The 24,035-nt window shown below is 72.1% G+C and carries 22 protein-coding genes; 16 read left to right on the forward strand and 6 right to left on the reverse strand.

Going from position 1 to position 24,035, the window contains the following annotated elements; genetic code table 11:
• Positions 1-86 precede the first annotated feature (86 nt).
• Positions 87-689: a TetR/AcrR family transcriptional regulator gene (locus ACZ7MX_RS29480; protein ID WP_472136368.1), complete on the reverse strand. Its 603-nt coding sequence runs from the start codon at positions 687-689 to the stop codon at positions 87-89.
• 318 nt (positions 690-1,007) lie between these two features.
• On the opposite strand from ACZ7MX_RS29480, the gene ACZ7MX_RS29485 reads away from it, so the two are divergent.
• From ACZ7MX_RS29485 to ssgD, 3 genes are all read left to right on the forward strand, one after another.
• Entirely contained in the window at positions 1,008-1,541 is a 534-nt protein-coding gene (locus ACZ7MX_RS29485; protein ID WP_472136370.1) for a PH domain-containing protein, read from the forward strand.
• Positions 1,538-3,349 carry a PH domain-containing protein gene (locus tag ACZ7MX_RS29490; protein ID WP_472136372.1) on the forward strand — a complete coding sequence of 604 codons (1,812 nt, stop codon included), beginning with the start codon at positions 1,538-1,540 and terminating at the stop codon, positions 3,347-3,349. Before ACZ7MX_RS29485 ends, ACZ7MX_RS29490 begins: the two co-directional genes overlap by 4 nt.
• Before the next feature lie 95 nt (positions 3,350-3,444).
• Positions 3,445-3,858, forward strand: coding sequence for a spore wall synthesis regulator SsgD (gene ssgD, locus ACZ7MX_RS29495; RefSeq protein ID WP_472136373.1), 414 nt, complete (start codon positions 3,445-3,447; stop codon positions 3,856-3,858).
• Positions 3,859-4,016: 158 nt separating this feature from the next.
• Here the strand turns inward: ssgD and ACZ7MX_RS29500 are convergent, their stop codons facing one another.
• Positions 4,017-4,787, reverse strand: a complete 771-nt coding sequence (locus ACZ7MX_RS29500) for a polysaccharide deacetylase family protein (RefSeq protein WP_472136654.1) — start codon at positions 4,785-4,787, stop codon at positions 4,017-4,019.
• A 147-nt stretch (positions 4,788-4,934) separates the two neighbouring features.
• On the opposite strand from ACZ7MX_RS29500, the gene ACZ7MX_RS29505 reads away from it, so the two are divergent.
• From ACZ7MX_RS29505 to ACZ7MX_RS29520, 4 genes are read left to right on the forward strand one after another with little or no spacing between them, the layout of a single operon-like run.
• The gene (locus ACZ7MX_RS29505) at positions 4,935-5,639 is read left to right on the forward strand and encodes a response regulator transcription factor (RefSeq protein WP_030415362.1); all 705 of its coding nucleotides are present in this window, start codon (positions 4,935-4,937) and stop codon (positions 5,637-5,639) included.
• On the forward strand, positions 5,636-7,195 hold the full coding sequence (locus tag ACZ7MX_RS29510; RefSeq protein ID WP_472136375.1) for an ATP-binding protein: 1,560 nt from the start codon (positions 5,636-5,638) through the stop codon (positions 7,193-7,195). The genes ACZ7MX_RS29505 and ACZ7MX_RS29510 overlap by 4 nt, the downstream gene beginning before the upstream one ends.
• Positions 7,192-7,812 carry a hypothetical protein gene (locus tag ACZ7MX_RS29515; RefSeq protein WP_472136377.1) on the forward strand — a complete coding sequence of 207 codons (621 nt, stop codon included), beginning with the start codon at positions 7,192-7,194 and terminating at the stop codon, positions 7,810-7,812. Before ACZ7MX_RS29510 ends, ACZ7MX_RS29515 begins: the two co-directional genes overlap by 4 nt.
• 42 nt (positions 7,813-7,854) lie before the next feature.
• Positions 7,855-8,256 carry a DnaJ family domain-containing protein gene (locus tag ACZ7MX_RS29520; RefSeq protein ID WP_472136378.1) on the forward strand — a complete coding sequence of 134 codons (402 nt, stop codon included), beginning with the start codon at positions 7,855-7,857 and terminating at the stop codon, positions 8,254-8,256.
• Positions 8,257-8,274: 18 nt separating this feature from the next.
• On the opposite strand, the gene ACZ7MX_RS29525 is transcribed toward ACZ7MX_RS29520, so the two are convergent.
• The gene (locus tag ACZ7MX_RS29525; RefSeq protein WP_472136380.1) at positions 8,275-9,564 is read right to left on the reverse strand and encodes a DUF4185 domain-containing protein; all 1,290 of its coding nucleotides are present in this window, start codon (positions 9,562-9,564) and stop codon (positions 8,275-8,277) included.
• A 160-nt stretch (positions 9,565-9,724) separates the two neighbouring features.
• On the opposite strand from ACZ7MX_RS29525, the gene mutA reads away from it, so the two are divergent.
• The 4 genes from mutA to ACZ7MX_RS29545 all read left to right on the forward strand — a co-directional run bounded on the left by mutA (position 9,725) and on the right by ACZ7MX_RS29545 (position 15,306).
• A complete protein-coding gene (mutA, locus tag ACZ7MX_RS29530; protein ID WP_472136382.1) occupies positions 9,725-11,611 on the forward strand; it encodes a methylmalonyl-CoA mutase small subunit in 1,887 nt (628 codons plus the stop codon).
• 5 nt (positions 11,612-11,616) lie between these two features.
• Positions 11,617-13,848, forward strand: a complete 2,232-nt coding sequence (scpA, locus tag ACZ7MX_RS29535) for a methylmalonyl-CoA mutase (RefSeq protein ID WP_472136656.1) — start codon at positions 11,617-11,619, stop codon at positions 13,846-13,848.
• Between the two features lie 11 nt (positions 13,849-13,859).
• Positions 13,860-14,867 (forward strand): methylmalonyl Co-A mutase-associated GTPase MeaB, encoded by a 1,008-nt coding sequence (meaB, locus tag ACZ7MX_RS29540; protein WP_472136384.1) that lies wholly within the window; start codon positions 13,860-13,862, stop codon positions 14,865-14,867.
• A 100-nt stretch (positions 14,868-14,967) separates the two neighbouring features.
• Positions 14,968-15,306 (forward strand): coenzyme f390 synthetase, encoded by a 339-nt coding sequence (locus ACZ7MX_RS29545; protein WP_472136386.1) that lies wholly within the window; start codon positions 14,968-14,970, stop codon positions 15,304-15,306.
• On the opposite strand, the gene ACZ7MX_RS29550 is transcribed toward ACZ7MX_RS29545, so the two are convergent.
• Both ACZ7MX_RS29550 and ACZ7MX_RS29555 read right to left on the reverse strand, forming a co-directional pair.
• Positions 15,303-16,205 (reverse strand): LysR family transcriptional regulator, encoded by a 903-nt coding sequence (locus tag ACZ7MX_RS29550; protein WP_472136388.1) that lies wholly within the window; start codon positions 16,203-16,205, stop codon positions 15,303-15,305. The two genes, ACZ7MX_RS29545 and ACZ7MX_RS29550, sit on opposite strands and share 4 nt — an antisense overlap.
• An 83-nt stretch (positions 16,206-16,288) precedes the next feature.
• Positions 16,289-16,813, reverse strand: coding sequence for an ATP-binding protein (locus ACZ7MX_RS29555; RefSeq protein ID WP_472136390.1), 525 nt, complete (start codon positions 16,811-16,813; stop codon positions 16,289-16,291).
• 196 nt (positions 16,814-17,009) lie between these two features.
• Here ACZ7MX_RS29555 and ACZ7MX_RS29560 point away from each other — a divergent pair, with 196 nt between their 5' ends.
• On the forward strand, positions 17,010-17,243 hold the full coding sequence (locus ACZ7MX_RS29560; RefSeq protein ID WP_472136658.1) for a DUF397 domain-containing protein: 234 nt from the start codon (positions 17,010-17,012) through the stop codon (positions 17,241-17,243).
• Positions 17,244-17,380: 137 nt separating this feature from the next.
• Complete coding sequence (locus ACZ7MX_RS29565; RefSeq protein ID WP_472136392.1) at positions 17,381-18,286, forward strand: helix-turn-helix domain-containing protein; 906 nt, start codon at positions 17,381-17,383, stop codon at positions 18,284-18,286.
• 86 nt (positions 18,287-18,372) lie between these two features.
• Here ACZ7MX_RS29565 and ACZ7MX_RS29570 read toward each other — a convergent pair whose 3' ends face one another.
• A complete protein-coding gene (locus ACZ7MX_RS29570) occupies positions 18,373-19,188 on the reverse strand; it encodes an SAM-dependent methyltransferase (protein WP_472136394.1) in 816 nt (271 codons plus the stop codon).
• Positions 19,189-19,901: 713 nt separating this feature from the next.
• On the opposite strand from ACZ7MX_RS29570, the gene ACZ7MX_RS29575 reads away from it, so the two are divergent.
• The 3 genes from ACZ7MX_RS29575 (at position 19,902) to ACZ7MX_RS29585 (ending at position 24,027) form a co-directional block, all read left to right on the forward strand.
• On the forward strand, positions 19,902-20,720 hold the full coding sequence (locus tag ACZ7MX_RS29575) for a class I SAM-dependent methyltransferase (protein ID WP_472136396.1): 819 nt from the start codon (positions 19,902-19,904) through the stop codon (positions 20,718-20,720).
• Positions 20,721-20,905: 185 nt separating this feature from the next.
• Entirely contained in the window at positions 20,906-21,925 is a 1,020-nt protein-coding gene (locus ACZ7MX_RS29580) for a hypothetical protein (RefSeq protein ID WP_472136398.1), read from the forward strand.
• A 380-nt stretch (positions 21,926-22,305) separates the two neighbouring features.
• Positions 22,306-24,027 (forward strand): beta strand repeat-containing protein, encoded by a 1,722-nt coding sequence (locus ACZ7MX_RS29585; RefSeq protein ID WP_472136399.1) that lies wholly within the window; start codon positions 22,306-22,308, stop codon positions 24,025-24,027.
• The last annotated feature ends 8 nt before the right edge of the window (positions 24,028-24,035 follow it).

Below are 24,035 nucleotides of genomic sequence, written 5' to 3' on the forward strand. Positions count from 1 at the left end.
ATCCGGAGGCCCGCACCACCCGCAGGCCCCCGCCACCCGGAGACCCTGTCCCCCATTAGCCCCCACCGCCGGTAGGTCCCCAGCCCTCACTCCTCCCCGAAGAGGTTTTCCAGATGGCGATCCAGGAGGCGGAGGGCGGTTTCCGGCTGGTGGACCTCCAGCAGGGCGTAGGTGGCAAGTCCGTCGACCATGCTGATCAGCAGCATGGCCTCCTCCTCGGTGGCGCGCTCGGGGGCCAACTCGCCGCGTTCTGCGGCACGTTGGAGCTGGCCGGTGAAGAAGTCGCGGAGTTGCGGGATGCCCTGCTGGGCCTCGGCGCGCAGCACGGGGTCGTGGACGGCGCGTACGTAGTAGGCGGCGCCGACCAGCAGGCCGGTGCGGCTCTTCTCGTCCAGCGGCAGCATCCCGGAGAGGCAGGCGCGCAGGACCTCCCGGGGCGTCGGCTCGTCCGCGAGTGCCTCGATGCGCTCGCGGACGCGATCGGCGGCCAGTTGGTTGATCCGTCGGAGGGCGAAGAGCAGCATCTCGTCCTTGGTGCGGAAGTAGTGCTGCAGCCGGCCGAGCGAGATGCCGGCCTCGGCGGCGACATCGCGCAGGCTGGCGCCGTCGAGGCCACGAGTGACGGCGATCCGCCAGAGCGCGGCGGAGATCTCCTGCCGTCTGGCTTCGTGGTCCACCTTCTTGGGCACGGCGGAGAACTTCCTTTCCCGCTTCTTGTCCTTCTTCTTGTCCTGCGACCTGTCCTGGGACTTGTTCTTGCTCTGCGACTTGTCCTGGGACTTGTTCTTGCTCTGCGACTTGTGCTGCTACTTGCCCTGTTACCGGCTTCCCGTTTCTCGCTTTTCGTCCCGCTACGACCCCGCCCACGCGGGCCGTTCCCCGTCCGGACGTGGGGCCGCCGCCCGTCCCAGGTGGGGCCGCCTTCCCGGGGGGCGTTTTTGCAAGTCGCTTGTACCGTTATAACGTATCGCTATCCAATACAGTTGACCTGGAAACGGTGACTCCGCATGTCCGAGCCCGAGGCCGAGCCCCGCGCCGCCCTCGTCCTGCGTCCGCCCCGCCATCGCGTCGATCCCCGGGCCCGCCGCTGGTGGGCGGTGCAGGCGCTGCTGACGCTCAGCGGTCCGATGCTGCTGACCGCACTCGTCATGGCGGTCCTGTCCGTGCTGTTCTTCCCGGGCGCCCTGCCCTGGCTGGGGCCCCTGCTGCTGATCGTGCTCGTCGTGCCGGGCCTCGGCTATCTCGTGGTGATGCCGCGGTGGCGGTACGCGGTGCACGCCTGGGAACTCGGCGAGCGGGCGGTGTACGCGGCGGGCGGCTGGTTCTGGCAGAAGCGGCGGATCGCCCCGCTGTCCCGGGTGCAGACGGTGGACACCGTGCGCGGTCCGCTGCAGCGGCGGTACGGGCTGGCGACGGTGACCGTCACCACCGCCTCGACCGCCGGAGACATAAAAATCGCGGGACTGTCGGACGCGGACGCCGAGGAACTCTCGCGGCGGATCGGCGAGGCCGCGCAGCAGGTGCCGGGTGATGCCGTATGAGCGCCTCATACCCCGAGCAGCCCGCGCAGTGGGAACATCCCTCGCGCCCGCCCCAGTGGCGGCGGTTGGATCCACGGACGTTGCTGGTGCACTGCGGCTGGATGGCGGCACCGCTCGGTTCGCTGGCGTTGACGGCGCTGGCCACCGGGGGCCACATCAGCGCCCGCGGCTGGATCACCCTGGCCGTCATCGCCGCCTCGTTCGCCGTCGTCACCACGCTCGGTCTGATCCGGTGGGCCCGCACCGAGTTCCGGGTGAGCCTCAACGGGGGTGCCGACGCGGCGGACCACGCGACCACGCGACCCAACCCCGCGGGCGGCGCCGCGCCCACCCATAACGCCACCGCCCATAACGCCCATAACACCCACACCCATAACGCCTCCGCCCAGAGCGCCCCCACCCTCGACATCCGCAGTGGGCTGTTCAACCGGCGGCTGCGGAGCATCCCGCTGCACCGCATCCGCACCGTCGACCTGACCGCGCCACCGCTGCACCGGCTGCTGGGCGTCACCGTGTTGCGGGCCGGTACGGCCGGCTCGGGCGAGAGCGGCGGGGCGCTGTCGCTGGATGCGCTGGCGGTGCCCGAGGCGGCGCGGCTGCGTGCGGAACTGCTGGCCCGGGCCGGCAGTGCAACGGCCGACGGCGACCCGGTGCTGGCCCGTATCGACTGGCGCTGGCTGCGGTACGCGCCGCTCACGTTCTGGATCGTCGGCGGGGTGTTCGCGGCGGCGGGTTCGGCCTACCGGGTGCTGGACGGTATCGGCATCGAGCCGTGGAAACTCGGCATCGTCCGGCAGGCGTTCGCCGAGTTCGGCGCGAGCGCCCTGTGGGTGACGGTCCCGGTGGCGCTGCTGGCCGTCCTCGCGCTGGGCTCGGCCGGTGCCCTCGGGCTCTACGTCGAGAACTGGTGGAACTATCGCCTGGAGTGGACCGACGACCACACTCTGCAGGTGCGACGCGGGCTGTTCACGACCCGGTCGGTCGCCATCGAACGCGCCCGGCTGCGCGGGGTGGTGCTGCGCGAGCCGCTGCTGTTGCGGGCCGGCGGCGGTGCGCTGGTCAGAGCGGTGGCCGGCGGTCTGGGCAACCGCGAGGAGAACCGTAAGCGGAGCGGGCTGCTGCCGCCGGCACCGCGCGCGGAGGCACTGCGGGTGGCGGCCGGCACACTCGGCGCTCCCTTCCCCGAAACCGGGACCACAACCAGAACCACAACCGGAACCACCACCGGGACCCCAACCGCCCCCACCCCCCTCACCCCCCACCCCCGCGCCGCCCTCCGGCGCCGCAGGGTGCGCGGGATGGTGTTCGTCGTGCTGCCCGGTAGCGCGCTGCTCGCCGGGCTGGGCGTGGCCCTCACCCCCGTACTGCTGCACTGCGCCTGGGTCTTCGCGGTGGTGGCCACGCCGCTGGTGCTGTGGCTGGCGCGGGACGCGTACCGCACTCTGGGGCACGGTCTTCAGGGCCGCTTTCTGGTCGCCCGGTCGGGCACCTTCAGCCGCGACACCCTCGTCCTCCAGCGGTCCGCGATCGCGGCGTGGACGTTCACGGATTCGCCGTTCACCCGCCGGTCCGGTCTGGTCACGTTGACCGCGGCGGTCGCGGCGGGTGAGAACGGCTACCGCATCCGGGATCTGGCGGCCGGCGAGGCGGCCGGATTCGCGGCGGCCGCGGGGCCGGGGATTCTGGCGGAGTTCCTGGTTCCGGCCGGGAAATCCCCGGTGGCCCCGGTGGATTCCCGGCAGTTCCCGGGCCATTCGGGGGGAACGCAGCAGGGACGACATCGTTCCGACAAGAGCCCAGCAACATGAGATACATCACACCTCTGTCGCGTGCACGGCGAGAGCGGGCACACCGTCCTACTGGACGAGGCATTGCCCAACAACAGCCGTGAGGGAGCAGCGCGATGAACACCGTCATCGACCACGCCGTCCAGGTCCGTCTCATCGCCACCACCCTCGGCCCGTACGCGGTGCCCGCGGTGTTGCACTACCAGCCCGCCGACCCGCTGGCCGTACGGATGTCCTTCCCGCCGGAGATTTCCCTGGACGGCTCGGCGGTGGACTGGGCGTTCGCGCGTGAGCTGCTGGCGGAGGGGCTGCGGGCGCCGGCCGGGCGGGGCGACGTGCGGGTGCGGCCGTGCGGTGCGGACCGCACGGTGATGGAGTTCCACGCGGACGAGGGCGTCGCGATGGTGCAGTTGGACACGGCGGACGTGCGGCGGTTCCTGGACCGGTCGTACGAGGCCGTGCCGGCCGGCAGTGAACTCGCCTACCTGGGCATGGACCGCGGGCTCGCCGAGCTGTTCGGCGCGGCGTAGCCGGCCACTGGCCGCCAGAACCGCCGAACGCCCACCGCCCACCACAGACTGGGCCGACCGCGCCGTGACGTCACCGGCGCCGCCGGCTCGCAGAACGGCCGTCGCCCCGGGGCATTCCCCGGGGCGACGGCCGCTTCACGGCTTGAGGAGGGGGTGCGTCAGCGCTTCGGGAAGCCGAACCCGTACCCCTGCTGCTTCATCCACGGCAGCAGGCGGTCCAGCGACGCGACGGTGAGGGCGCGATTGCCGCCGCCGTCGTGGAAGAGGACGGTGGGCCCGTTGCCGACCTCCCCGTGGACGGTGGCCTCGATCGCCGCGACGCTGCCGCTCTCGAAGTCCTTGCTGTCGACGTTCCAGCCGAGCGGGCGCATGCCGTGGGTGGCGGCCAGCTTCCGGCTGTAGGGGGTGAAGGCGCCGCCGGGCGCGCGGTAGTACTCGACCTTCGCGCCGCCCGCCGCATCCTCGATCATCTTCTGGGCGTCGAGGATCTGCTGCGACTGGTAGCTCTCCGGCTGGTGGTCCATGCCGGTGTTGTGGCTGACGGTGTGGTCGCAGAGCTTGTGCCCGGCGGCCACCACCTGCTTGACCAGGTCGGGGTGGGCCCTGGCCTGCGGGCCGATCATGCAGAAGACGGCCTTGACGTCGTGCTTCTTCAGCACTTCGAGGACCTTGGGGGTCCAGACCGGGTCCGGGCCGTCGTCGATGGTGATGTTCAGGCTGCGGCCGGGGCGGTCGGAGGCGTGCACGATGGACGGGTCGACGGGGGCGATCTTCGGTGCCCGCGCGGTCTGCCGGCCGAGGGTGTCCGCCTCGGCCTTGGACGGACCGCCGAGTTGGCCGGAGGCGACCGCCCCGACGATCCCCAGCGACACCACCGCCGCCGCCACCACTGTGATGATGCCGCCCTCGATACCGAAGCGCCGAGCCATCCCGATCCCGTCCCCTATGCCGTGCCGGTGTCCGTCGGACGGCGGGTGCCCGGAGGCATCCGCCGTCTTCACCACGACAGATGCGTCCCGGGCCGGGAAGGCTGCTCCTGTTACGGATCCATCATGAAACTTATTGATACTGGAGCCATGCCACGAGTACTTCTGATCGAGGACGACGCCGCCGTACGGGACGGAGTGTCCCTCGCGCTACGGCGGCGCGGCCACGAAGTGGCGGCCGCGGCCAGCGGCGAGGAGGGTCTGGCGGCGCTGCCCGGGTTCCGCCCGGACATCGTGCTGCTGGATCTGATGCTCCCCGGCAAGGACGGTTTCGAGGTGTGCCGGCTGATCCGCGCCGAGCGGCAGCTGCCGATCATCATGCTCACCGCCCGCGGCGACGATCTGGACGTGGTGCTCGGGCTGGAGGCGGGGGCGGACGACTACATCGTCAAACCGGCCCGTGGTGAGGTGCTGGAGGCGCGCATCCGGGCGGTGCTGCGCCGTACGGCGCTGCCCGCCGACGGGGCCCCGGCCGTGGAGCCGGGGCCCGCGCCGGTCGAGACCTACGGCGAACTGGCCATCGACCGGGCCGGTCTGGTCGTCGCCAAGGGCGGCAAGGATCTGGCGCTGGCGCCCTCGGAGATGAAGCTGCTGCTGTTCCTGTCCGCGACGCCGGGGCAGGTCTTCAGCCGCCAGCAGTTGCTGGAGCATGTGTGGGAGCACAGCTACCACGGCGATGCGCGGCTGGTGGACGCCTGTGTGATGCGGCTGCGGACGAAGATAGAGGACACCCCGCGCAGCCCCCGTTACGTCCAGACCGTGCGCGGTTTCGGTTACCGCTTCGGTCCGCTGTGAACCGCCTCGCCGGCCGGGTGCCGTCGCGCACCCTGCTGCGTGGTCTGCGGGCGCGGCTCGTCGTGGGGTTCCTGGTGGTGGCGGCCGTCAGTGCGCTGACCACGGCGTTGCTGACGTACCGCGAGGCCCGTAACGCCATTCTGCAGCGGTCCCAGGACATCGCGGTGAACGATCTGCGGGCGCAGGTGAACTCGCTCGCGCCGGAGCTGACGGTGCCGCCGACGCAGGCGGACCTGGACAACTTCCGGGTGCAGCTGGAACGCTCCGGCAAATCCCGCGAATGGGACATTTCCGTACATTATCGCGGTGTTCCGGACAGCGACGAGGGCGGGCTGCAGCGCAGTGTGGTGATCCCGGCCGACCTGAAGGCGTCGGTGGAGAAGCGGCACGTCCCGGCCTTCCAGCGGATCAACCGCGCGGGGTCCCCCTGGCTGCTGATCGGCATGCCGGTCCGGCAGTCCGACGGCCAGGCGTCCGCGCTGTCCGTCTACGCCCAACTGCCGCTCAGCGCCGAGGAGTCCAACGTCGAGGCGCTGGTCACCGCGGCCCAGCGGGGTGCCCTGCCGGTGCTGATCCTCGCGGTGATCCCGGCGCTGCTCGCCGCGCGCGGGGTGCTGCGGCCGGTGCGCGGGCTGCGGCAGGCCGCCGGGCGGATCGCCGAGGGCAAACTGGACACCCGGCTGGAGGTCAAGGGCGCCGACGAACTCGCCGACCTCTCCCGCACGTTCAACGACATGGCGGCCCGGCTGGAGGAGAGCATGGCCGAGCTGCGCCGCCTGGAAGCCAACTCCCGGCGGTTCGCGGCCGATGTCTCGCACGAGCTGCGCACGCCGCTGGCGGCGATGACCGCGGTGACCGACGTGCTCGACGAGGACGCCGACTCCCTGGACCCGGACACCGCCTCCGCGGTCCGGCTGATCAGCCAGGAGACCGGCAAGCTGGCGCGGATGGTGGAGGACCTGATGGAGGTCTCCCGGTTCGACGCGGGCGCCGCGGCGCTCCATCTGGACGAGGTCGATGTCGCCGAGACCATCCGCAAGACGCTGCAGGCCCGGGCCTGGCAGAAGCGGGTGGCCGCGGAGCTGCCCGAGGACGTCCGGGCCCAGCTCGATCCGCGGCGGCTCGACGTGGTGGTCGCCAACCTGGTCGGCAATGCGCTGCACCACGGTGGCGAGCCGGTGCGGGTGGTGCTGCACGCCCCGGAGCCGGGCGCGGACCGGCTGCTGATCGAGGTCCGCGACAGCGGTCCGGGGATAGACCCCGAGGTCCTGCCGCACGTCTTCGAGCGCTTCTACAAGGCGGACTCGGCCCGGGCCCGTTCGGAGGGCAGCGGTCTGGGACTGGCCATCGCGATGGAGAACGTACGGCTGCACGGCGGCGTGATGCGGGCGGCCAACTCTCCCGAGGGCGGCGCGGTGTTCACCGTGGACCTCCCGCTGCGCCAGGACGAGCCGGGCGGGCCCGGCAGCACGGCCGGGGCGGACGGTCCGGGCAGGACGGACGGGGCGGACGGGACCGAAGGGGCCCGGGCGGCCGGCGAGGAGAACGACGGATGAGCGTCATGAACGGCCGGAACGCCCCGCGCACGCCCGGGGCCCGGCGGCGGGTGCTGGGCGGTGTGGTCAGCGGTGCGCTGGCCGGGGCACTGGCCGGCTGCGGTATCGCGCCCACCGATGTGATCGACGCCGGTGAGCCCGCCTCCGGGGTGAAGTCGCCGGGCGAGCCCGCGGCCGATGTCCAGCTGTTCTTCTACGGGCCGTCCGGTCTGCGGTCGGCGACCCGGCCGGCGAAGGCCCCGGTCGACCCGGACCAGGCGCTGTCGCTGCTGATGGAGGGGCCCAACCACGCCGAGCGGATGCGCGGCCTGTCCAGCGTGCTGCCGAAGTTCCCGGGCCCGCTGACCGCCGCCACCGGCGAGGGCACGGTCGTGATCCACCTGCCGATGAACGTCAAGCTGCTGGACTCCGCCTCGCTCAACCAGCTGGTGTGCACCGCGGCCAACGCCCGGGTGCCGGGGAACAAGCCGCCGGACCAGGTGATGGTGACCCTGGTGGGCGACACGGTCCGGGTCGGCCCCATGGTGTGCGGCGGGAACAACGCCTTCCCGATCGTCCAGCCCAGCCCGACCGCGCCGGGCGGCAGCGGCGGTACGGGGGGCGGCGGCGTAGGCTGATCACAGGCCGGGGCAAGAGCCGCGACGTGGGGAGTCTCCGCGATGTCCGAGCGCGAACCACCCGGAGTCCGCTTCGAGAGCTGGGTCGACAAGCAGATCCGCGAGGCGACGGAGCGCGGCGATTTCGCCGACCTCCCCGGGGCCGGCAAGCCCCTTCCGCACCTCGATCAGCCGTATGACGAGATGTGGTGGATCAAGGAGAAGATGCAGCGGGAGCACCTCTCCTACCTGCCGCCGAGCCTGGTGTTGCGCAAGGAGGCCGAGGAGGCGCGCGAGGCGGCCGCGAACGCGCCGACCGAGGCGGCGCTGCGGCGCATCCTGACGGCGGTCAACGAGCGGATCCGCGCCGCGCTGCGCACTCCCCTGGAGGGCCCGCCGCTGCATCTGGTGCCGTTCGACGTCGACGAGCAGGCCCGCAAGTGGCGCCAGCGGCACGGGAGTTGAGGCCCGCCGCGCCGGCCCTCAGGGTGCGGTGTCCGCCATCGTGACGCGGAGGAAGCGCGGCCGGTAGAGGTCGACGTCGCCGTTGACGTGCGGGTCGGCCGGGACGCCGGGCGGTCCGAGCCAGTTGATGTCGTAGCTGAGCCGCAGGCTGCCGTCCGCGGTGGATCCGGGGTGGGCCTGCGGGTTGTAGGCGACGACGTACTGCGGGTCGGGGGCGGGTGGCCGGGGTGGGGTGATCCGGCCGTGCGGGCCGTGCCAGGGGCCCTCGGGTGCGCAGGCCCAGTAGCTGGTGAGGGTGCGCATCCCGGCGGTGCCGCCGCCCCCGGTGTCCATGGTGAACAGCACCCAGGTCCGGGAGGTGCCGCCGCCGTCGCGGACGACGGTGAAGGCGCTGCCGACGCCGCGGCGGCCGCCGTCCCGCAGCACCGGTGCGGCCCGGCCGGCCCGTGGCTGCCAGTGGGCGCCGTCCCAGAAGCGCCAGCTGCCGCGGTCCGCGAGCCGGCCCACCGGGACCCGGGCGAGGTAGGCGCGGGAGGCGAGTGTGGAGGGCGGGTCGTCGGCGCCGTAGACGTAGGTCCAGCGGCCGGCCCGGACGGCCGCGGCGCCGTAGAGCACGCGCCGCCCGGGGTCGGCGGTGGCGTCCGGGCCGACGGTTTCGTCGATGCGTTCCAGGTGCAGGCCGGGCAGCGAGAGGGTGGCGACCTCGGTGCCGTACGGCATCCCGAAGATCCACGGTCCGGTGCCGGGTGCCCGGCGCCACAGCAGCACCCGGACCACGCGCTCGGCGGCGCCGGGCGTCCGGGGCTCGACCCGCGCCTGGACCGGCCAGCGCCAGCCGCCGCCGGGCGGGTCGGGGAAGTACGGGCCGGGTGCGGTCGGGGTGCCGCCGGTCAGGGTGCGTTCCGGCCGGCCCGAACGGTCGGTCACCACCAGGGAGTTGTGCCGGAGGTACGGGGTGCCGCCGTGGTCGGTGGTGCGCCAACGGCTGTGTTGCCCCTGCGGGTTGGGGGGCGGCTGGATGCGGTCGAGGAAGGTGTCGGAGAAGAGCCAGAGCGTGCGGCCGTCGGGGAGGCGCACCGAGTGGGTGCCGTCGCCGCCGGTCCAGTCGTCGGTGCGGGTGTTGTCGTTGCCGTAGCGGGCGAATGCGGCGGTTTGCCGGGAATCGACCGACCAGGAGGCGATCCGGCGTCCGGTGCAGCCGGCCGCCCGGCGGGAGCCGTCGGACCCGGGCAGTGCCCACAGCAGCGCGGCGACGGCCAGGAGCAGGGCGGCGAGGGCCGTGGTGCGGCGGTGCGGCGCCCTGGACATCGTGCTCCTCGGTCGGTCTCCGGGGTCGTCGGGTGTCCGGGATCACCGTACAGAACCGGTCAGCGACGCATAGATACGAACATGCGGGGGTGGTCAACGAGTGCAACGTCACAGCCGGAGCCCCTGCTCCAGCTAACGGTCGTTCGCCTAGCCTGCTGCCATGACCGCCGAGTCCACCGAACTCCCCCTGGCCGCGGCCTTCCCGGATGCCGATCGCGAGCAGTGGCAGCGCCTTGTCGAAGGCGTGCTGCGCAAATCGGGCGTCACGGAGGCGACGGGTGCCGCCGCCGAGGACGCGCTCGCCACGGATCTCCAGGACGGGATCCGCGTCCGCCCGCTCTACACCGCCGAGGACGGTGCAGCCGCCCCGGGCCGCCCCGGGTTCCCGCCCTTCGTACGGGGTGGCCGGCCCGAGGGCACGACCGTCGCCGGCTGGGACGTACGCCAGCGCCAGGTGCACACCGATCCGCGGCGCGCCAACGAAGCGGTGCTCGCCGATCTGGAGAACGGCGTCACCTCGGTCTGGCTGACCGTCGGGCACGGCGGGGTGCCGGTGGCCGGTCTTGCGGAGGCGCTGAAGGGCGTCTATCTGGACCTGGCCGCGGTGGTGCTGGACGCGGGCGCCGATTTCGCCCCGGCCGCCGAGGAGTTGCTGCGCCTGTACACCGCGGCCGGAGTGCCGGCGGCCGAGGCCACGGGCGCGCTGGGCGCCGATCCGCTGGGGCTGCTGGCGCGTACCGGTGATGACAGCAAGCTGCGGGTGCAGCTGGAGGCGGCGGCCCGGCTTGCCGGGCGCTGCCTCGCGGAGGCGCCCGGGGTACGGGCGCTGGCCGTCGACGCGCTGCCGTACCACGAGGCGGGCGGCTCGGCGGCCGAGGAGCTCGGCGCCTCCCTCGCCACCGGTGTGGCCTATCTGCGGCACCTGACCGCGGCCGGGGTGGGCATCGACGACGCCTGCCGGCAGCTGGAGTTCCGTTACGCCGCGACCGCGGACCAGTTCCTGACCATCGCCAAGCTGCGCGCGGCCCGCCGGCTGTGGGCGCGGGTCGCGGAGGTGTGCGGAGCCGCGCCCGGGGCCTCCGCGCAGGTCCAGCACGCGGTGACCTCGCCGGTGATGATGACCCGTCGGGACCCGTGGGTGAACATGCTGCGCACCACGGTCGCCGGGCTGTCGGCGGGGGTCGGCGGTGCGGACGCGGTGACGGTGCTGCCGTTCGACGCGGCGCTCGGCCTGTCCGACGCCTTCGCCCGGCGGATCGCCCGCAACACCCAGTCGGTGCTGCTGGAGGAGTCGCACCTGTCGAAGGTGATCGACCCGGCGGGCGGCTCCTGGTACGTGGAGCAGCTGACCGACGAACTCGCCCGGGCGGGCTGGGCGTTCTTCCAGGAGATCGAGGCCGCGGGCGGTCAGGCCGCGGCGCTGCGCTCCGGGATGCTCCGCGAGCGGCTGGCGCGGACCTGGGCGCGCCGCAGCGAGGACCTGGCGCACCGCCGCGAACCGATCACCGGCGTCAGCGAGTTCCCGTTCCTCGCCGAGGCGCCGGTGGAGCGCGAGCCGGCGCCCGCGCCGGTGTCCGGTGGGCTGCCGAGGGTGCGCAGGGACGATGCGTACGAGGCGCTGCGGGCCCGCTCGGACGCCCATCTGGCGGCGACCGGGGCCCGGCCGAAGGTGTTCCTGGCCGCGCTGGGCCCGGTCGCGGCGCACACCGCGCGGGTGGCGTTCGCCGCCAACCTGTTCCAGGCGGGCGGCATCGAGACCGTGCAGGAACCGGTGGCCGTCGACGCCGAGTCGGTGACCGAGGCGTTCGCCCGCAGCGGTGCGCGGATCGCCGCGCTGTGTTCGAGCGATGCGGTCTACGGCGAGCAGGCGGCCGCGGTGGCGGCGGCGCTGAAGGCGGCGGGTGCGGTGCGGGTGTTCCTGGCCGGCCGGCCGGGTGAGCGCCGGGAGGAATTCGTGGCGGCCGGGGTGGACGCGTTCGTCTTCGCGGGCTGCGACGCGGTCGAGGTGCTGTCCTCGGCCCTGGACGTCATGGAGGTGGCGGGATGACCGAGATGCAGGAAGCAACGCAACAGGCCGGCGCCATCCCAGACTTCAGCACCGTCGAGCTGGGCGGACCGGCCGCGGCGGACGGCGCGGCCGGGGCGGAGCAGTGGGCACGGGCCGTGGAGGCGGCCACCGGCAAGGGACTTGCCGACCTGACGTGGGAGACGCCGGAGGGCATCGACGTCAAGCCGCTGTACACCGAGGACGATCTGGCGGGCGTCGACTTCCTGGGCACGTACCCGGGTATCGCGCCGTACCTGCGCGGCCCGTACCCGACGATGTACGTCAACCAGCCCTGGACGATCCGGCAGTACGCCGGCTTCTCCACGGCGGAGGAGTCCAACGCCTTCTACCGCCGCAATCTGGCGGCCGGTCAGAAGGGCCTGTCGGTCGCCTTCGACCTGCCCACCCACCGCGGCTACGACAGCGACCACCCGCGGGTGACCGGTGACGTCGGCATGGCGGGTGTCGCCATCGACTCCATCTACGACATGCGGCAGCTCTTCGAGGGCATCCCGCTGGACAAGATGACGGTGTCGATGACGATGAACGGCGCGGTGCTGCCCGTGCTGGCGCTGTACATCGTGGCCGCCGAGGAGCAGGGCGTACCGCCCGAGAAGCTGGCCGGGACCATCCAGAACGACATCCTCAAGGAGTTCATGGTCCGCAACACCTACATCTATCCGCCGCAGCCGTCGATGCGGATCATCTCCGACATCTTCGCGTACACCTCGCAGAAGATGCCGCGCTACAACTCCATCTCGATCTCCGGCTACCACATCCAGGAGGCCGGTGCGACGGCCGACCTGGAGCTGGCGTACACCCTCGCGGACGGTGTGGAGTACCTGCGGGCGGGGCTGGCGGCCGGGATGGACGTGGACGCGTTCGCGCCGCGGCTGTCCTTCTTCTGGGCGATCGGCATGAACTTCTTCATGGAGATCGCCAAGCTGCGCGCGGCCCGACTGCTGTGGGCCCGGCTGGTCCAGCGCTTCGAGCCGAAGAACCCCAAGTCCCTTTCGCTGCGCACCCATTCGCAGACCTCGGGCTGGTCGCTGACCGCGCAGGACGTGTTCAACAACGTCACCCGTACCTGTGTGGAGGCGATGGCGGCGACCCAGGGACACACCCAGTCGCTGCACACCAACGCCCTCGACGAGGCGCTCGCCCTGCCCACCGACTTCTCGGCGCGGATCGCCCGGAACACCCAGCTGTTCCTCCAGCAGGAGTCGGGCACCTGCCGGGTGATCGACCCGTGGGGCGGCAGCGCCTACGTCGAGAAGCTCACGTACGACCTGGCGCGCCGGGCCTGGCAGCACATCGAGGAGGTCGAGGCGGCCGGCGGGATGGCCAAGGCGATCGACGCGGGCATCCCGAAGCTGCGGGTGGAGGAGGCCGCGGCCCGTACCCAGGCGCGGATCGACTCCGGGCGGCAGGCGCTGATCGGCGTCAACAAGTACCGGGTGGCCAGCGACGAGGAGATCGAGGTCCTCAAGGTCGACAACTCCGCGGTCCGCGCCCAGCAGATCGAGAAGCTCAGGCGGCTGCGGGCCGAGCGCGACGAGGCAGCCTGCCAGGACGCGCTGCGGGCGCTGACCGCCGCGGCGAAGTCCGGTCCCGGCACGGGACTTGAGGGCAACCTGCTGGCGCTGGCGGTGGACGCGGCCCGGGCCAAGGCGACCGTCGGGGAGATCTCGGACGCCCTGGAGGAGGTCTACGGGCGGCACTCCGGCCAGATCCGTACGATCTCGGGTGTGTACCGAGACGAAGCGGGCCCCTCCTCCGGTGTGGAGCGCACCCGGGCGCTGGTGGCCGAGTTCGAGCGGGCCGAGGGGCGCCGGCCGCGCATCCTGGTGGCCAAGATGGGCCAGGACGGCCATGACCGCGGCCAGAAGGTGATCGCCACGGCCTTCGCCGACCTGGGCTTCGACGTGGACGTCGGCCCGCTGTTCCAGACCCCGGCCGAGGTGGCCCGCCAGGCGGTCGAGGCGGATGTGCACATCGTCGGGGTGTCCTCCCTCGCCGCCGGTCACCTCACCCTGGTGCCGGCGCTGAAGGAAGCACTGGCGGCGGAGGAACGGGAGGACATCACGATCGTGGTGGGCGGGGTGATCCCGCCGCAGGACGTGCAGCCGCTGCGCGACATGGGCGCGGCCGCGGTGTTCCTGCCCGGCACGGTGATCCCGGATGCCGCGCACGACCTGGTGAAGGACCTGGCGTCGGTCCTCGGCCACGAGCTGTAGAGCGGGGGGACATGCCTGCGACGATCGACGTCGAACGGTACGCCCAAGGGGTCCGGGCGGGTTCCCGGGCCTGGATCGCCCGGGCCGTCACCCTGGTCGAGTCCACCCGTGCCGACCACCGGGCGGCGGCCCAGCGGCTGCTGGTCGAGCTGCTGCCGTACTCCGGTGCGGCCCGCCGGGTGGGCATCAGCGGGGTGCCCGGTGTCGGCAAGTCGACCTTCATCGACGCGCTGGGGACGCTGCTGACCGGGATGGGGCACCGGGTGGCGGTGCTCGCCGTCGACCCGTCGTCCAGCCGGACCGGCGGCTCCATCCTGGGTGACAAAACCCGGATGGAGCGGCTGGCGACCGACCCGGCGGCGTTCGTCCGCCCCTCCCCCACCTCCGGGACGCTGGGCGGGGTGGCGCGCGCCACCCGCGAGTCCATCGTCGTGATGGAGGCCGCGGGTTATGACGTGGTGCTGGTGGAGACGGTGGGGGTCGGCCAGTCGGAGACGACCGTGGCCAACATGGTCGACACGTTCCTGCTGCTGACCCTGGCCCGCACCGGCGACCAGCTCCAGGGCATCAAGAAGGGCGTGCTGGAGCTGGCGGACCTGGTATCGGTGAACAAGGCCGACGGCCCGCACGAGCGGGACGCCCGGTCCGCGGCCCGCGAACTCGCCGGTGCGCTGCGACTGCTGCAGTCGCCGGACGCGGTCTGGACGCCGCCCGTGCTGACCTGCAGCGCCCGCGAGGGCACCGGTCTGAAGGCGGTCTGGGAACGCGTCGAGCAGCACCGCACCCTGCTCGAATCGACCGGTGCGCTGGCCGAGCGGCGCCGCACCCAGCAGGTCGACTGGACGTGGTCGATGGTCCGCGAACGCCTCATCGACCGCCTCCAGGAGCATCCCGAGGTGCGCCGGCTGGGCCCGGAGGTCGAGCGGGCGGTGCGGGACGGTGAGATCACCGCGACGCTGGCGGCCGAACGGCTGCTGTCCGCGTTCGGCCTGGCGGACCCGGCGGCCGGGGAGGCGTAGCGGCGTCCGGCCGGAATACTCACCCGGACACCTGAGTAGCTCAGCTCATGACGCCCCCGCGCCGGGCCCCGAGTATGTCGATGACGCATGGACGGACGTTTTGGCATCTTCCCTGGGGGCCCTCATCAATCCGCAGGACGTCGCACACGGGCTGTACGAGGACAATCCGCTGGCCGGGCTGATCGCGGGCTTCTGTGTGGCGCCGGCCGGCGGTGAGCTGGAGTCCCGGCCGGTCGTCCATGTCGAGCTGCGGCCGGGGGTGCGGCTGTCGGCCGTCGAGGCGGACCGGCTGGCGCGGGCCTGTCAGCAGGGCGTGCTGCGCCAACTGGCCGCCGGCTGCCACGACTTCCTCCCCTCGCCGGCGGACTGCCCTTCGGCCCACGAGGTGGCGATCTCCGTGCACGGGTACGGCACCGGCCCGTTCGCCCGGAAGTCCTAGACCATCCCGCGGGCCCGCCGGGCCCGTTCGGCGAAGTGTGAGACGGCGAGGTCGCGGAAGCGGGTGGCCGCCGCGGAGAGATAGCTGTCCTCGCGGCGCACCAGGCTCAGGATCCGTACGCAGTCGGGGGCGTCGATGCGCAGCCAGGCCAGCGGGGCGGCGGTCAGGTCGGCGCGGGCGATGGAGGGCATCAGGCCGATGCCGAGGCCGGCGATGACGAGGAAGTGGGTGGCGCCGGGTTCGTCGCCCTCGCAGCCGATGACCGGATGGCGGCCGATGGTGGTGAACAGCCGCTCCAGCAGGGCGCGTTGCCAGTGTCCGGGGCGGGTGGTGATGAAGGGCTCGTCGGCGAGGTCGGCCACCGCCACCCGTTCCCGGGCGGCCAGCGGATGGGCCGCCGGGACCGCGAGCAGCACCTCCTCGTGCAGCAGCCGGATCGCGCCGAGCCCGGCCCCGGTCAGCGGTTGCGAGGCGACGCAGAAGTCCACCTCACGGGTGCGCAGGTGTTCGCGCATCAGGTCGGGGGTGGACTGGAAGCAGCGGACGGTCACGTCGGGGTGGGCGGCGCGGAAGCCGGCCAGCAGTTCGGTCAGCGGCAGCAGGGTCTCCGCGGCGATGGTGACGCTGCCGCTGTCGAGCCCCGCGGCGTCGGCCATCTCCCGGCGGGCGTCGTCGAGTTCGTCCAGGGCCCGTTCCACCCGGGCGAGGAAGGCGGCGCCGTGGCGGTTGAGCCGGATCGCCCGGCCCTGCCGGTCGAAGAGCGGCAGGCCCAGTTCGGCTTCGAGGCGGGCGATGGTCCGGCTCACCGAGGGCTGGGCCACCCGGAGTTCCTCGGCGGCCCGGCTGATGTGTTCCCGGCGCGCGACGACCCGGAAGTACCGCAGGGACAGCAGATCCATCGGTTCCTCGGACCTTCGGGTCGGACGACGGCGACCCGGAAAGGATCACACAGGGCGGCACCCGGCGGCCGGGGAACGGCGGCTCAGCCGCGCAGCGACACCGTGGCCCACACCGTCTTGCCCGAGGGGTCCGGCGGGGTCCAGCCCCAGGCGTCGCTCAGCCGGTCGACGAGGTGCAGCCCGCGGCCGGATTCCGCCAGCGGGTCGGCGGTCCGTACGACGGGTGCGTCGGTGCCGGCGTCCGAGACGGCGCACAGCACGGCGGTCTCCTGCCGGGTCAGGGCGAGCCAGGCCGGGCAGACCGGCGCGGGGACCACGGAGAGCCCGGGGGCGACCGGCACCGCGGCCGGCTCCGCCTCCCGGATGCCGTGGCGCAGTGCGTTGCTGACGAGTTCGGTGACGACCAGCGCCGCGTTCTCGGTCACGTCCGCGGCCAGTTGCCAGCCGCTGAGGGTCGTACGGGTGAAGCGGCGGGCCTCCGCCACGGTCTGCGGGCAGCTGCTGAGGGCGCAGGCGGCGAAACCGTCGGGGGCGGGCATCCACCAGCTCTCCTCGAACGCTTCCTCTGGAAGGGCGTCGTGCACGGTCTCTACCGGATGAGCGGTCATCAAGATCTCCGCGAGGGCGATTTCGGGGCTGGGCCGGACTGCCTTGGAGAGCTAATATCCTCGGCAGCCGTCGCTCGGTGCAAGTGCATCTGCAATTACATCGGTAAGGACGGCCGCTCAGGGGCTCGTTCACGCCAACGTGATCGCGGGCTCGGGATCGGTCGGAGGGATGTCCTCCAGCAAGGGAGCAGATCTGATGGAGTCGGTGACCAACGGCATGCAGGCGACCCGCATCGAGGGCGCCGTGTGGCGCAAGAGCCGCCGCAGCAACCCCAGCGGCAACTGCGTTGAGCTGGCCGTTCTTTCGGACGGCGGGGTGGCCGTGCGCAACTCCCGGTTCGCCTCCGGGCCGGCGCTGATCTACACCCGCGACGAGATGGCGGCCTTCGTCCAGGGCGCCAAGGACGGCGACTTCGACGACCTCGTCTGACGCACCGGCGGCATATGCCGCGGAGATTGGCGCATATGCGGTTCGGATAGTCGCCCTGACTGTACGAACACTTGGCGCGATGGGACACTGGGCGTTCGCCCGACCACTCAGGGGAGTCAGGGAGTCAGGGAGTCAGCATGAGTGAGGCGCAGCCGAGCAGCGGTCCGTCCCTGCGCCGGTATCTCGACCACCCGCGGGGCGGCCCGACGGTCCTGCGGATCGTGCTGGGCACGCAGTTGCGCCGGCTGCGCGAGGCGGCCGGCGTCACCCGGGAGGCCGCCGGGGACGCCATCCGCGGCTCCCATGCGAAGATCAGCCGCCTGGAGCTCGGCCGGGTCAGCTGCAAGGAGCGGGACGTCGCCGATCTGCTGACGCTCTACGGCGTCACGGACGACGCGGTCCGTGACGACTTCCTCAAACTGGCCCGCCGGACCAGCAGTCCGGGCTGGTGGCACCAGTACGGCGATGTGCTGCCCGGCTGGTTCGAGACCCATCTCGGCCTGGAAGAGGCCGCGTCGGTGATCCGCACCTACGAAGTGCAGTTCGTGCCGGGCCTGTTGCAGACCGCGGACTACGCCCGCGCGGTGGCGCAGCTCGGCCATCCGCGGTCGACGCCCGAGGAGATCGAGCGGCGGGTGCTGCTGCGCGTGCAGCGGCAGGAGTTGCTGACCCTGCCGGATGCGCCGCGGGTGTGGGCGGTGCTCGACGAGGCCGCGCTGCGCCGTCCGCTGGGCGGCCGGGAGGTGATGGCGGGCCAGCTGAGACATCTGCTGAAGATGTCCGAGCTGCTGAACGTCACTTTGCAGATCGCGCCGTTCAGCCTCGGCGGTCTGGCGGCGGCCGGTGGTCCGATCACGATCCTGCGCTTCCTGGAGCCGGATCTGCCGGACATCGTCTATCTGGAGCAGCTGACCAGTGCGCTGTATCTGGACAAACGCGATGACGTCGACCACTACCTGGCGGTGATGGACCGGCTCAGCGCCCAGTCGGAATCGCCGCGCGAGTCGCTGGCGATGCTGGAGCGGATGCTCAAGGAGATCTGACACCTCTCACACAGGTCTGATCCGGCGACGAGCGGCGGGGTGCCCCGGTGGGCGCCTTGCCGCTCGTCGCCGTCCGGGCCGGTACATCAGATCTTGCGGGCGACCCCGCCGTACTCGATCCACTCCAGGGTCAGCTGCTTGGGGCCGAGGTCCGTGTCCGGCTTCCAGGTCGAGACCTCCACCAGTCCGGGCTCCAGGATCTCCAACCCGTCCAGGAATCCGGCAAGTTCGTGCGCCTGCCGCACCCGTCCCCACTGGCCGTGGGTCTGCTCGGCCATGAAGTTCGTGACGAAGTCACGGGTCGCCGCGTCCTCGCTGACCAACTGGCACACCACCAGGAAGCTGCCCGGGGCCAGCCGGTCGGCGACCCGCTTGATCAGCCCGCCCGGGTCGTCGGAGTCCGGGATGCAGTGGAGCACGGAGACGAACAGCGCGGCGACCGGCCGGCTGAAGTCGATCAGCCGCGTCACCTCCGGGCTGTCGAAGATGCCGTCGGTGTCCCGCATGTCGGCCTGGATCACCGCGGTGTTGGCGTTCTCCTCCAGCAGGGCCCGGCCGTGCGCCAGCACGATGGGGTCGTTGTCGACGTACACCACCCGGGCCTCCGGGTCGACGCGCTGGGCGACCTGGTGGACGTTGTCCTGGGTCGGCAGGCCGGAGCCGTGGTCGACGAACTGCCGGATGCCGTGTTCGGTGGCCAGCCAGCGCACCACGCGCTGCAGGAAGCGGCGGTTGTTGAGGGCCAGCACCTGGGTGCTCGGCACGACCTTGCTGAGCTGTTCGCAGGCCTCGCGGTCGACCGCGTAGTTGTCCTTGCCGCCGAGGTAGTAGTCGTACATCCGCGCGACGCTCGGGACGGTGACGTCGACGGTGCTGGACTGCGGTGCTGGTTCTTGGCTCATTCGACACATTCCCGTCGCTTCGACAGCCCTCGGCCATGGCGTGGCCATGGCGCGACAATGGCGGGGCAATGGCGCCGTTCCGTGTCGGAACGACCACGCCGCGCGGTCCAACATACCTATGAGTGGCGGCTGTTGCAGGTGAGTGGCAAGGGTTCTTACGTCTCGTCAGGGGTGCCCGGTTCCGGGAGCGGACCCCCGCCGCGGCGCCGATTCTCCTCACGCTCCCACCCGCCGCTCATCGCCCGGTCACACCGGACGGTCTCGGCGGTCAACTCCGTGCGTTTCCGGCCGAGTTGACCGACGCGGTGCGGGCGGCGGGTGGTGCTGGCGCGGGCGCTGGTGAAGCGGCCGTCGGTGCTGCTGGCGGGCGGACGGGCCGACCGCCGGTCTGGACGCCCGGGAGCACGCCGAGCTGGTGGAGCTGTTCGTACGGCTGTGGGGCGAGCGGCGGGTCTGCTGCGTCGTGACCACCGCGGACGACGCGCTCGCCCGCCGGGCGCCGCGGCCGGCGGCGCTCACCGCGGGGCGGGTGGCCCTCCTCGCCGGCCACCGTACGGTTCCGGCCGTCCCTTCTGGTGGCCCTTCCGCGTGGCCGGTAGAAGGGAGGGATGACCGTCGCGACGAATGCATCCGGGGACAGCAGTGAGCAGGGGGACGGGGGGCCGATACCGCCCCGGCCGGCGAGGCAGCGCCCGGCTCCCGGCGTCGAGGAGATGATCCGCGCGAACCAGGCCAACTGGGACGCCCGGACGCCGGTCCATGTGGCCAGCGAGTTCTACGGGCTGGACGGTTCGCGGACCGCCGAGCACTGGTTCGCGCCGTTCGAGTGGGCGGATCTGGGGGAGCTCGCCGGGCGGGAGGTGCTGCATCTGCAGTGTCATCTGGGCACCGAGACGGCCGCGTTCGCCGACCGGGGCGCGGCGCGCACCGTGGGCCTGGACTTCTCGGCCGCGGCGGTGCGGGAGGCCCGGCGGCTGGCCGATGAGGCGGGCCGGGACATGGAGTTCGTGCGGGCGGACGTGCACGACGCGGTGTCCGCGCTGGGCGGCCGCCGTTTCGACGTGGTCTACACCGGCAAGGGCGCGCTGTGCTATCTGCCGGACCTCGCCACGTGGGCGGGGATCATCAGCGCCCTGCTCCGGCCCGGCGGCGCGTTCTACCTGGTGGAGTTCCACCCGCTGCTGGACGCCCTCGGTCCGACGCCGGACCCGGAACGGCAGGACCTCCGGCTGCGCCACGACTACCTGGGCGGCCGCGGCGCCCTCCGGAGCGATACGCCGCACACCTACACCGACGGGCCGCCGGTGCGCGGCGCCACCACGAGTTACGAATGGCGGCACGGTATCGGCGAGGTGATCACGGCCGTGACCGGTGCCGGTCTGGCCGTCGAACTGGTGCGGGAGACCGAGCTGCTGCCCTGGAAGCGGTTCGACGCCATGGTGCCGGCCGAGAACGGCTGGTGGCGGCTGCCGCCGTCGGAACCATTCATTCCGCTGCTGTACGCACTGCGGGCGGTCAAGCCGCACGACTGAACGCGTTCAGAACTTCTGCCGGTAACTGGGCGGGAACCAGCAGGCGCTTAGCTGCCCCGACCGCCTCGGCCGGCTCCTCAGCGCGGCAACGGGCCGGCCGCGGTGCGGCCTTGAAGCTGACGCAGCGGCAGCTTGGACGATGACTCCGTACGGCAAACACAGTCACCCCACCGGAGGCATGCGTCATGTTGCGCGGCAAGGGCATCCATTACGACACCGGCACCTTTCCCAACGGCGACACGTCACGCCCCGTCTTCGACGTTCGGGACGTCGAACGGGACATGCGTGTCGTCGCGGAGGACCTGCACTGCACCGCTGTCCGTATCACCGGGGGCGATCCGGACCGCATCGAGACGACGGCGCGGTACGCGGCGGAGGCGGGCCTGGAGGTCTGGTTCTCGCCGTTTCCCTGCGAGCTGTCGAACGCCGAGATGCTGCCGCTGTTCACCGACTGCGCCGAGCGGGCGGAGCGACTGCGGCGCGACGGCGCCGAGGTCGTCTTCGTCACCGGCTGCGAACTCAGCGTGTTCGCCCGCGGCTATCTGCCCGGGGACACACTGAAGGAGCGCATTCCGGTCCTGGCGGGCCCCGGCCGCGAAGCCGCGCTCCAGGGCATCCCCGACAAGGTCAACGCCTTCCTGGGGGAGGTCGTCGACGCCGTGCGGCCCCTCTTCGGCGGCCGCGTGAGCTACGCCTCCTGCCCGCTGGACGGCGTGGACTGGGCCCCGTTCGACGTCGTCGGCCTGGACGCCTTCCGTAGCCTGCGCAACGCGGCCACCTACCGCACCGACCTGCGCAAGGAGTGCGGCCACGGCAAGCCCGTCGCCATCATGGAGGCCGGCTGCTGCACCTACCGGGGAGCCGGAGAGCACGGCGGCGCCGGCTGGTACATGGCGCGGGAGGCCGACGGCGTCACCCTCAAACCCGGCCTGGTGCGCGACGAGGGCGAGCAGGTCCGCTACCTCGACGATCTCATGACCGTCTTCGAGGAGGAGGGTGTCGATTCCGTCTTCTGGTTCAGCTTCGCCGGTTTCAGCACACCCCACCGGACCTCCGGACCGGACGAGGACCTCGCCTCCTACGGCATCGTCAAAGTCCTGGGGGAGGACAGCGGTTATCCCGCCGACCAGCGCGCCTACCCCGACATGCCCTGGGAACCGAAGCAAGCGTTCCACGCACTCGCCACCCGCTACAGGGCCCACTGAGCTTCCTCCCAGTGGTCACCGACCGGGCTCGTGACACGGGTCCGTGACGAGCGAGGCCCCCGGCCGGTCGAGCGAGATACCTGGCCCCTTTACCCCATCCAGCACCTGCCGTCGTCACGGACACGCCGACGCACGCTCCGCCAATCGGGTTGCTTCGTGCCCCGTCCGTGGTCCTGCGTGCGGCCGGTCGCTTCAATGAGTGATACCGACGGTGGGTGCCCATCCCCTGGCGGGGACCACGGACGGCTGCCTGCACGATGCAGTCCGCTGTGCTTCTTCAGGGCACCCCCGGCAGGAGAACGCGATCGGCACAGGGTTCTGACTGTGCCGCGCGACGGCCCCACCTCCCCAGCGGAGCCTTCGAAAGGGGCTGTCCAAACATGGCGCTCATCATCACCTTGACCCCGTCGACCGTCGCGGCGGGCCAGACCTTCACGGCCACCATCAGCGGTGCCAACCCGGGCGACACGCTCACCATCACGTACGACGCGCAACCGGCGCAGACGGTGGTCGCCGACGCCAACGGCAACGCGACCGTGTCGTTCACCGCGACGACGTCGGGACTGGTGGTCGCCACCGGCACGACAAGTGGAACGAGCGTGGCGACGCTCACCGTGACCACATCCAACTGTGTGGTCACGGTGTCGTCCACGCCCGCCAACCCGACCGCCGGCCAGCCCGTCACCGTCACCGCCACCGTCACCTGCAACGGAGTCCCGGTCCCCGGCGCTTCGGTGGTCTTCACCTCGAACGGCGGCGTCGCACTGGGGGTTGCCACCACCGATGCCTCGGGTCAGGCCAGCGTGACCAGCAGCGCGCTGCCGGCCGGCGCCAACGTGGTGACCGCCACCGTGGTCTCCGCCAACACCACCTGCACCTGTGTCGGCGTCACCGGCACCGCGACGGTGAACGTCCAGGCGGCGACCAACTGCGTGGTCACCCTCTCCTCCACCCCCGCCAACCCGACCGCCGGCCAGCCCGTCACCGTCACCGCCACCGTCACCTGCAACGGAGTCGCGGTCCCCGGCGCGGTCGTCACCTTCACCTCCGGCGGCGGCAGTATCCAGCTGGGCGCCGGCACCACCAATGCCTCCGGACAAGCCAGCGTGACCAGCAGCGCGCTGCCGACCGGGGCCAACGTCGTCGTCGCCACCGTGGTCTCCGCCAACACCACCTGCACCTGTGTCGGCGTCACCGGCACCGCGACAGTGAACGTCCAGGCGGCGACCAACTGCGTGGTCACCCTCTCCTCCACCCCCGCCAACCCGACCGCCGGCCAGCCCGTCACCGTCACCGCCACCGTCACCTGCAACGGAGTCGCGGTCCCCGGCGCGGTCGTCACCTTCACCTCCGGCGGCGGCAGTATCCAGCTGGGCGCCGGCACCACCAATGCCTCCGGACAGGCCAGTGTCACCAGCAGCGCGCTGCCGGCCGGGGCCAATGTCGTCGTCGCCACCGTGGTCTCCGCCGAAACCACCTGCACCTGTGTCGGCGTCACCGGCACGGCAACCGTCAACGTCCAGCCGGCGACCAACTGCGTGGTCACCCTCTCCTCGACACCCGCCAACCCGACCGCCGGCCGGCCCGTCACCGTCACCGCCACCGTCACCTGCAACGGGGTCCCGGTCCCCGGCGCGGTGGTGCTCTTCTCCACCACCAGCGGCGCCCTGGGGGTCGGGACCACCAATGCCTCCGGACAGGCCAGCGTGACCACCAGTGCGCTGCCGGCCGGCGCCAACGTGGTCACCGCCACGGTGATCTCCTCTTCGGGCCCCTGCACCTGCACCGGCGTCTCCGGCACCGTGACGGTGAACGTCGGCGTGGGACTCCCCGTCCTGACGGCGAAGCCGGCCTGCTACCTGCTGAACTTCCCGCCGGTGCCCTGGGCGTTCGCCCACGCCACGTTCAGCGTGAGCGGTGCCACCCCCGGATCGACGGTGACGTTCTCCGTACTGGGCGGCACGGTGTGCACGGCCGTGGCCGACGCGAGCGGTAACGCCACCTGCACCGGCACCCTCAGCGTCACGCAGACGCTGGCCTCCTCCTACACCGCGACCAGCGGCGGGGTGACCGTCACCGGCAACCTGAAGGCCTGCCTCTGACGGACAGC

The organism is Streptomyces sp. NPDC107765, assembly GCF_055657085.1.

Excerpts from the sequence above, each read along its gene's own strand:
- ACZ7MX_RS29575 (WP_472136396.1), top strand. The coding sequence starts at position 19,902 with ATGATCCGCGCGAACCAGGCCAACTGGGACGCCCGGACGCCGGTCCAT.
- ssgD (WP_472136373.1), top strand. The coding sequence starts at position 3,445 with ATGAACACCGTCATCGACCACGCCGTCCAGGTCCGTCTCATCGCCACC.
- ACZ7MX_RS29500 (WP_472136654.1), bottom strand. The coding sequence starts at position 4,787 with ATGGCTCGGCGCTTCGGTATCGAGGGCGGCATCATCACAGTGGTGGCG.
- ACZ7MX_RS29560 (WP_472136658.1), top strand. The coding sequence starts at position 17,010 with ATGGAGTCGGTGACCAACGGCATGCAGGCGACCCGCATCGAGGGCGCC.
- meaB (WP_472136384.1), top strand. The coding sequence starts at position 13,860 with ATGCCTGCGACGATCGACGTCGAACGGTACGCCCAAGGGGTCCGGGCG.
- ACZ7MX_RS29565 (WP_472136392.1), top strand. The coding sequence starts at position 17,381 with ATGAGTGAGGCGCAGCCGAGCAGCGGTCCGTCCCTGCGCCGGTATCTC.
- ACZ7MX_RS29550 (WP_472136388.1), bottom strand. The coding sequence starts at position 16,205 with ATGGATCTGCTGTCCCTGCGGTACTTCCGGGTCGTCGCGCGCCGGGAA.
- ACZ7MX_RS29570 (WP_472136394.1), bottom strand. The coding sequence starts at position 19,188 with ATGAGCCAAGAACCAGCACCGCAGTCCAGCACCGTCGACGTCACCGTC.
- ACZ7MX_RS29505 (WP_030415362.1), top strand. The coding sequence starts at position 4,935 with ATGCCACGAGTACTTCTGATCGAGGACGACGCCGCCGTACGGGACGGA.
- ACZ7MX_RS29555 (WP_472136390.1), bottom strand. The coding sequence starts at position 16,813 with ATGACCGCTCATCCGGTAGAGACCGTGCACGACGCCCTTCCAGAGGAA.
- mutA (WP_472136382.1), top strand. The coding sequence starts at position 9,725 with ATGACCGCCGAGTCCACCGAACTCCCCCTGGCCGCGGCCTTCCCGGAT.
- ACZ7MX_RS29515 (WP_472136377.1), top strand. The coding sequence starts at position 7,192 with ATGAGCGTCATGAACGGCCGGAACGCCCCGCGCACGCCCGGGGCCCGG.
- ACZ7MX_RS29520 (WP_472136378.1), top strand. The coding sequence starts at position 7,855 with ATGTCCGAGCGCGAACCACCCGGAGTCCGCTTCGAGAGCTGGGTCGAC.
- ACZ7MX_RS29485 (WP_472136370.1), top strand. The coding sequence starts at position 1,008 with ATGTCCGAGCCCGAGGCCGAGCCCCGCGCCGCCCTCGTCCTGCGTCCG.
- ACZ7MX_RS29525 (WP_472136380.1), bottom strand. The coding sequence starts at position 9,564 with ATGTCCAGGGCGCCGCACCGCCGCACCACGGCCCTCGCCGCCCTGCTC.
- scpA (WP_472136656.1), top strand. The coding sequence starts at position 11,617 with ATGCAGGAAGCAACGCAACAGGCCGGCGCCATCCCAGACTTCAGCACC.
- ACZ7MX_RS29585 (WP_472136399.1), top strand. The coding sequence starts at position 22,306 with ATGGCGCTCATCATCACCTTGACCCCGTCGACCGTCGCGGCGGGCCAG.
- ACZ7MX_RS29490 (WP_472136372.1), top strand. The coding sequence starts at position 1,538 with ATGAGCGCCTCATACCCCGAGCAGCCCGCGCAGTGGGAACATCCCTCG.
- ACZ7MX_RS29580 (WP_472136398.1), top strand. The coding sequence starts at position 20,906 with ATGTTGCGCGGCAAGGGCATCCATTACGACACCGGCACCTTTCCCAAC.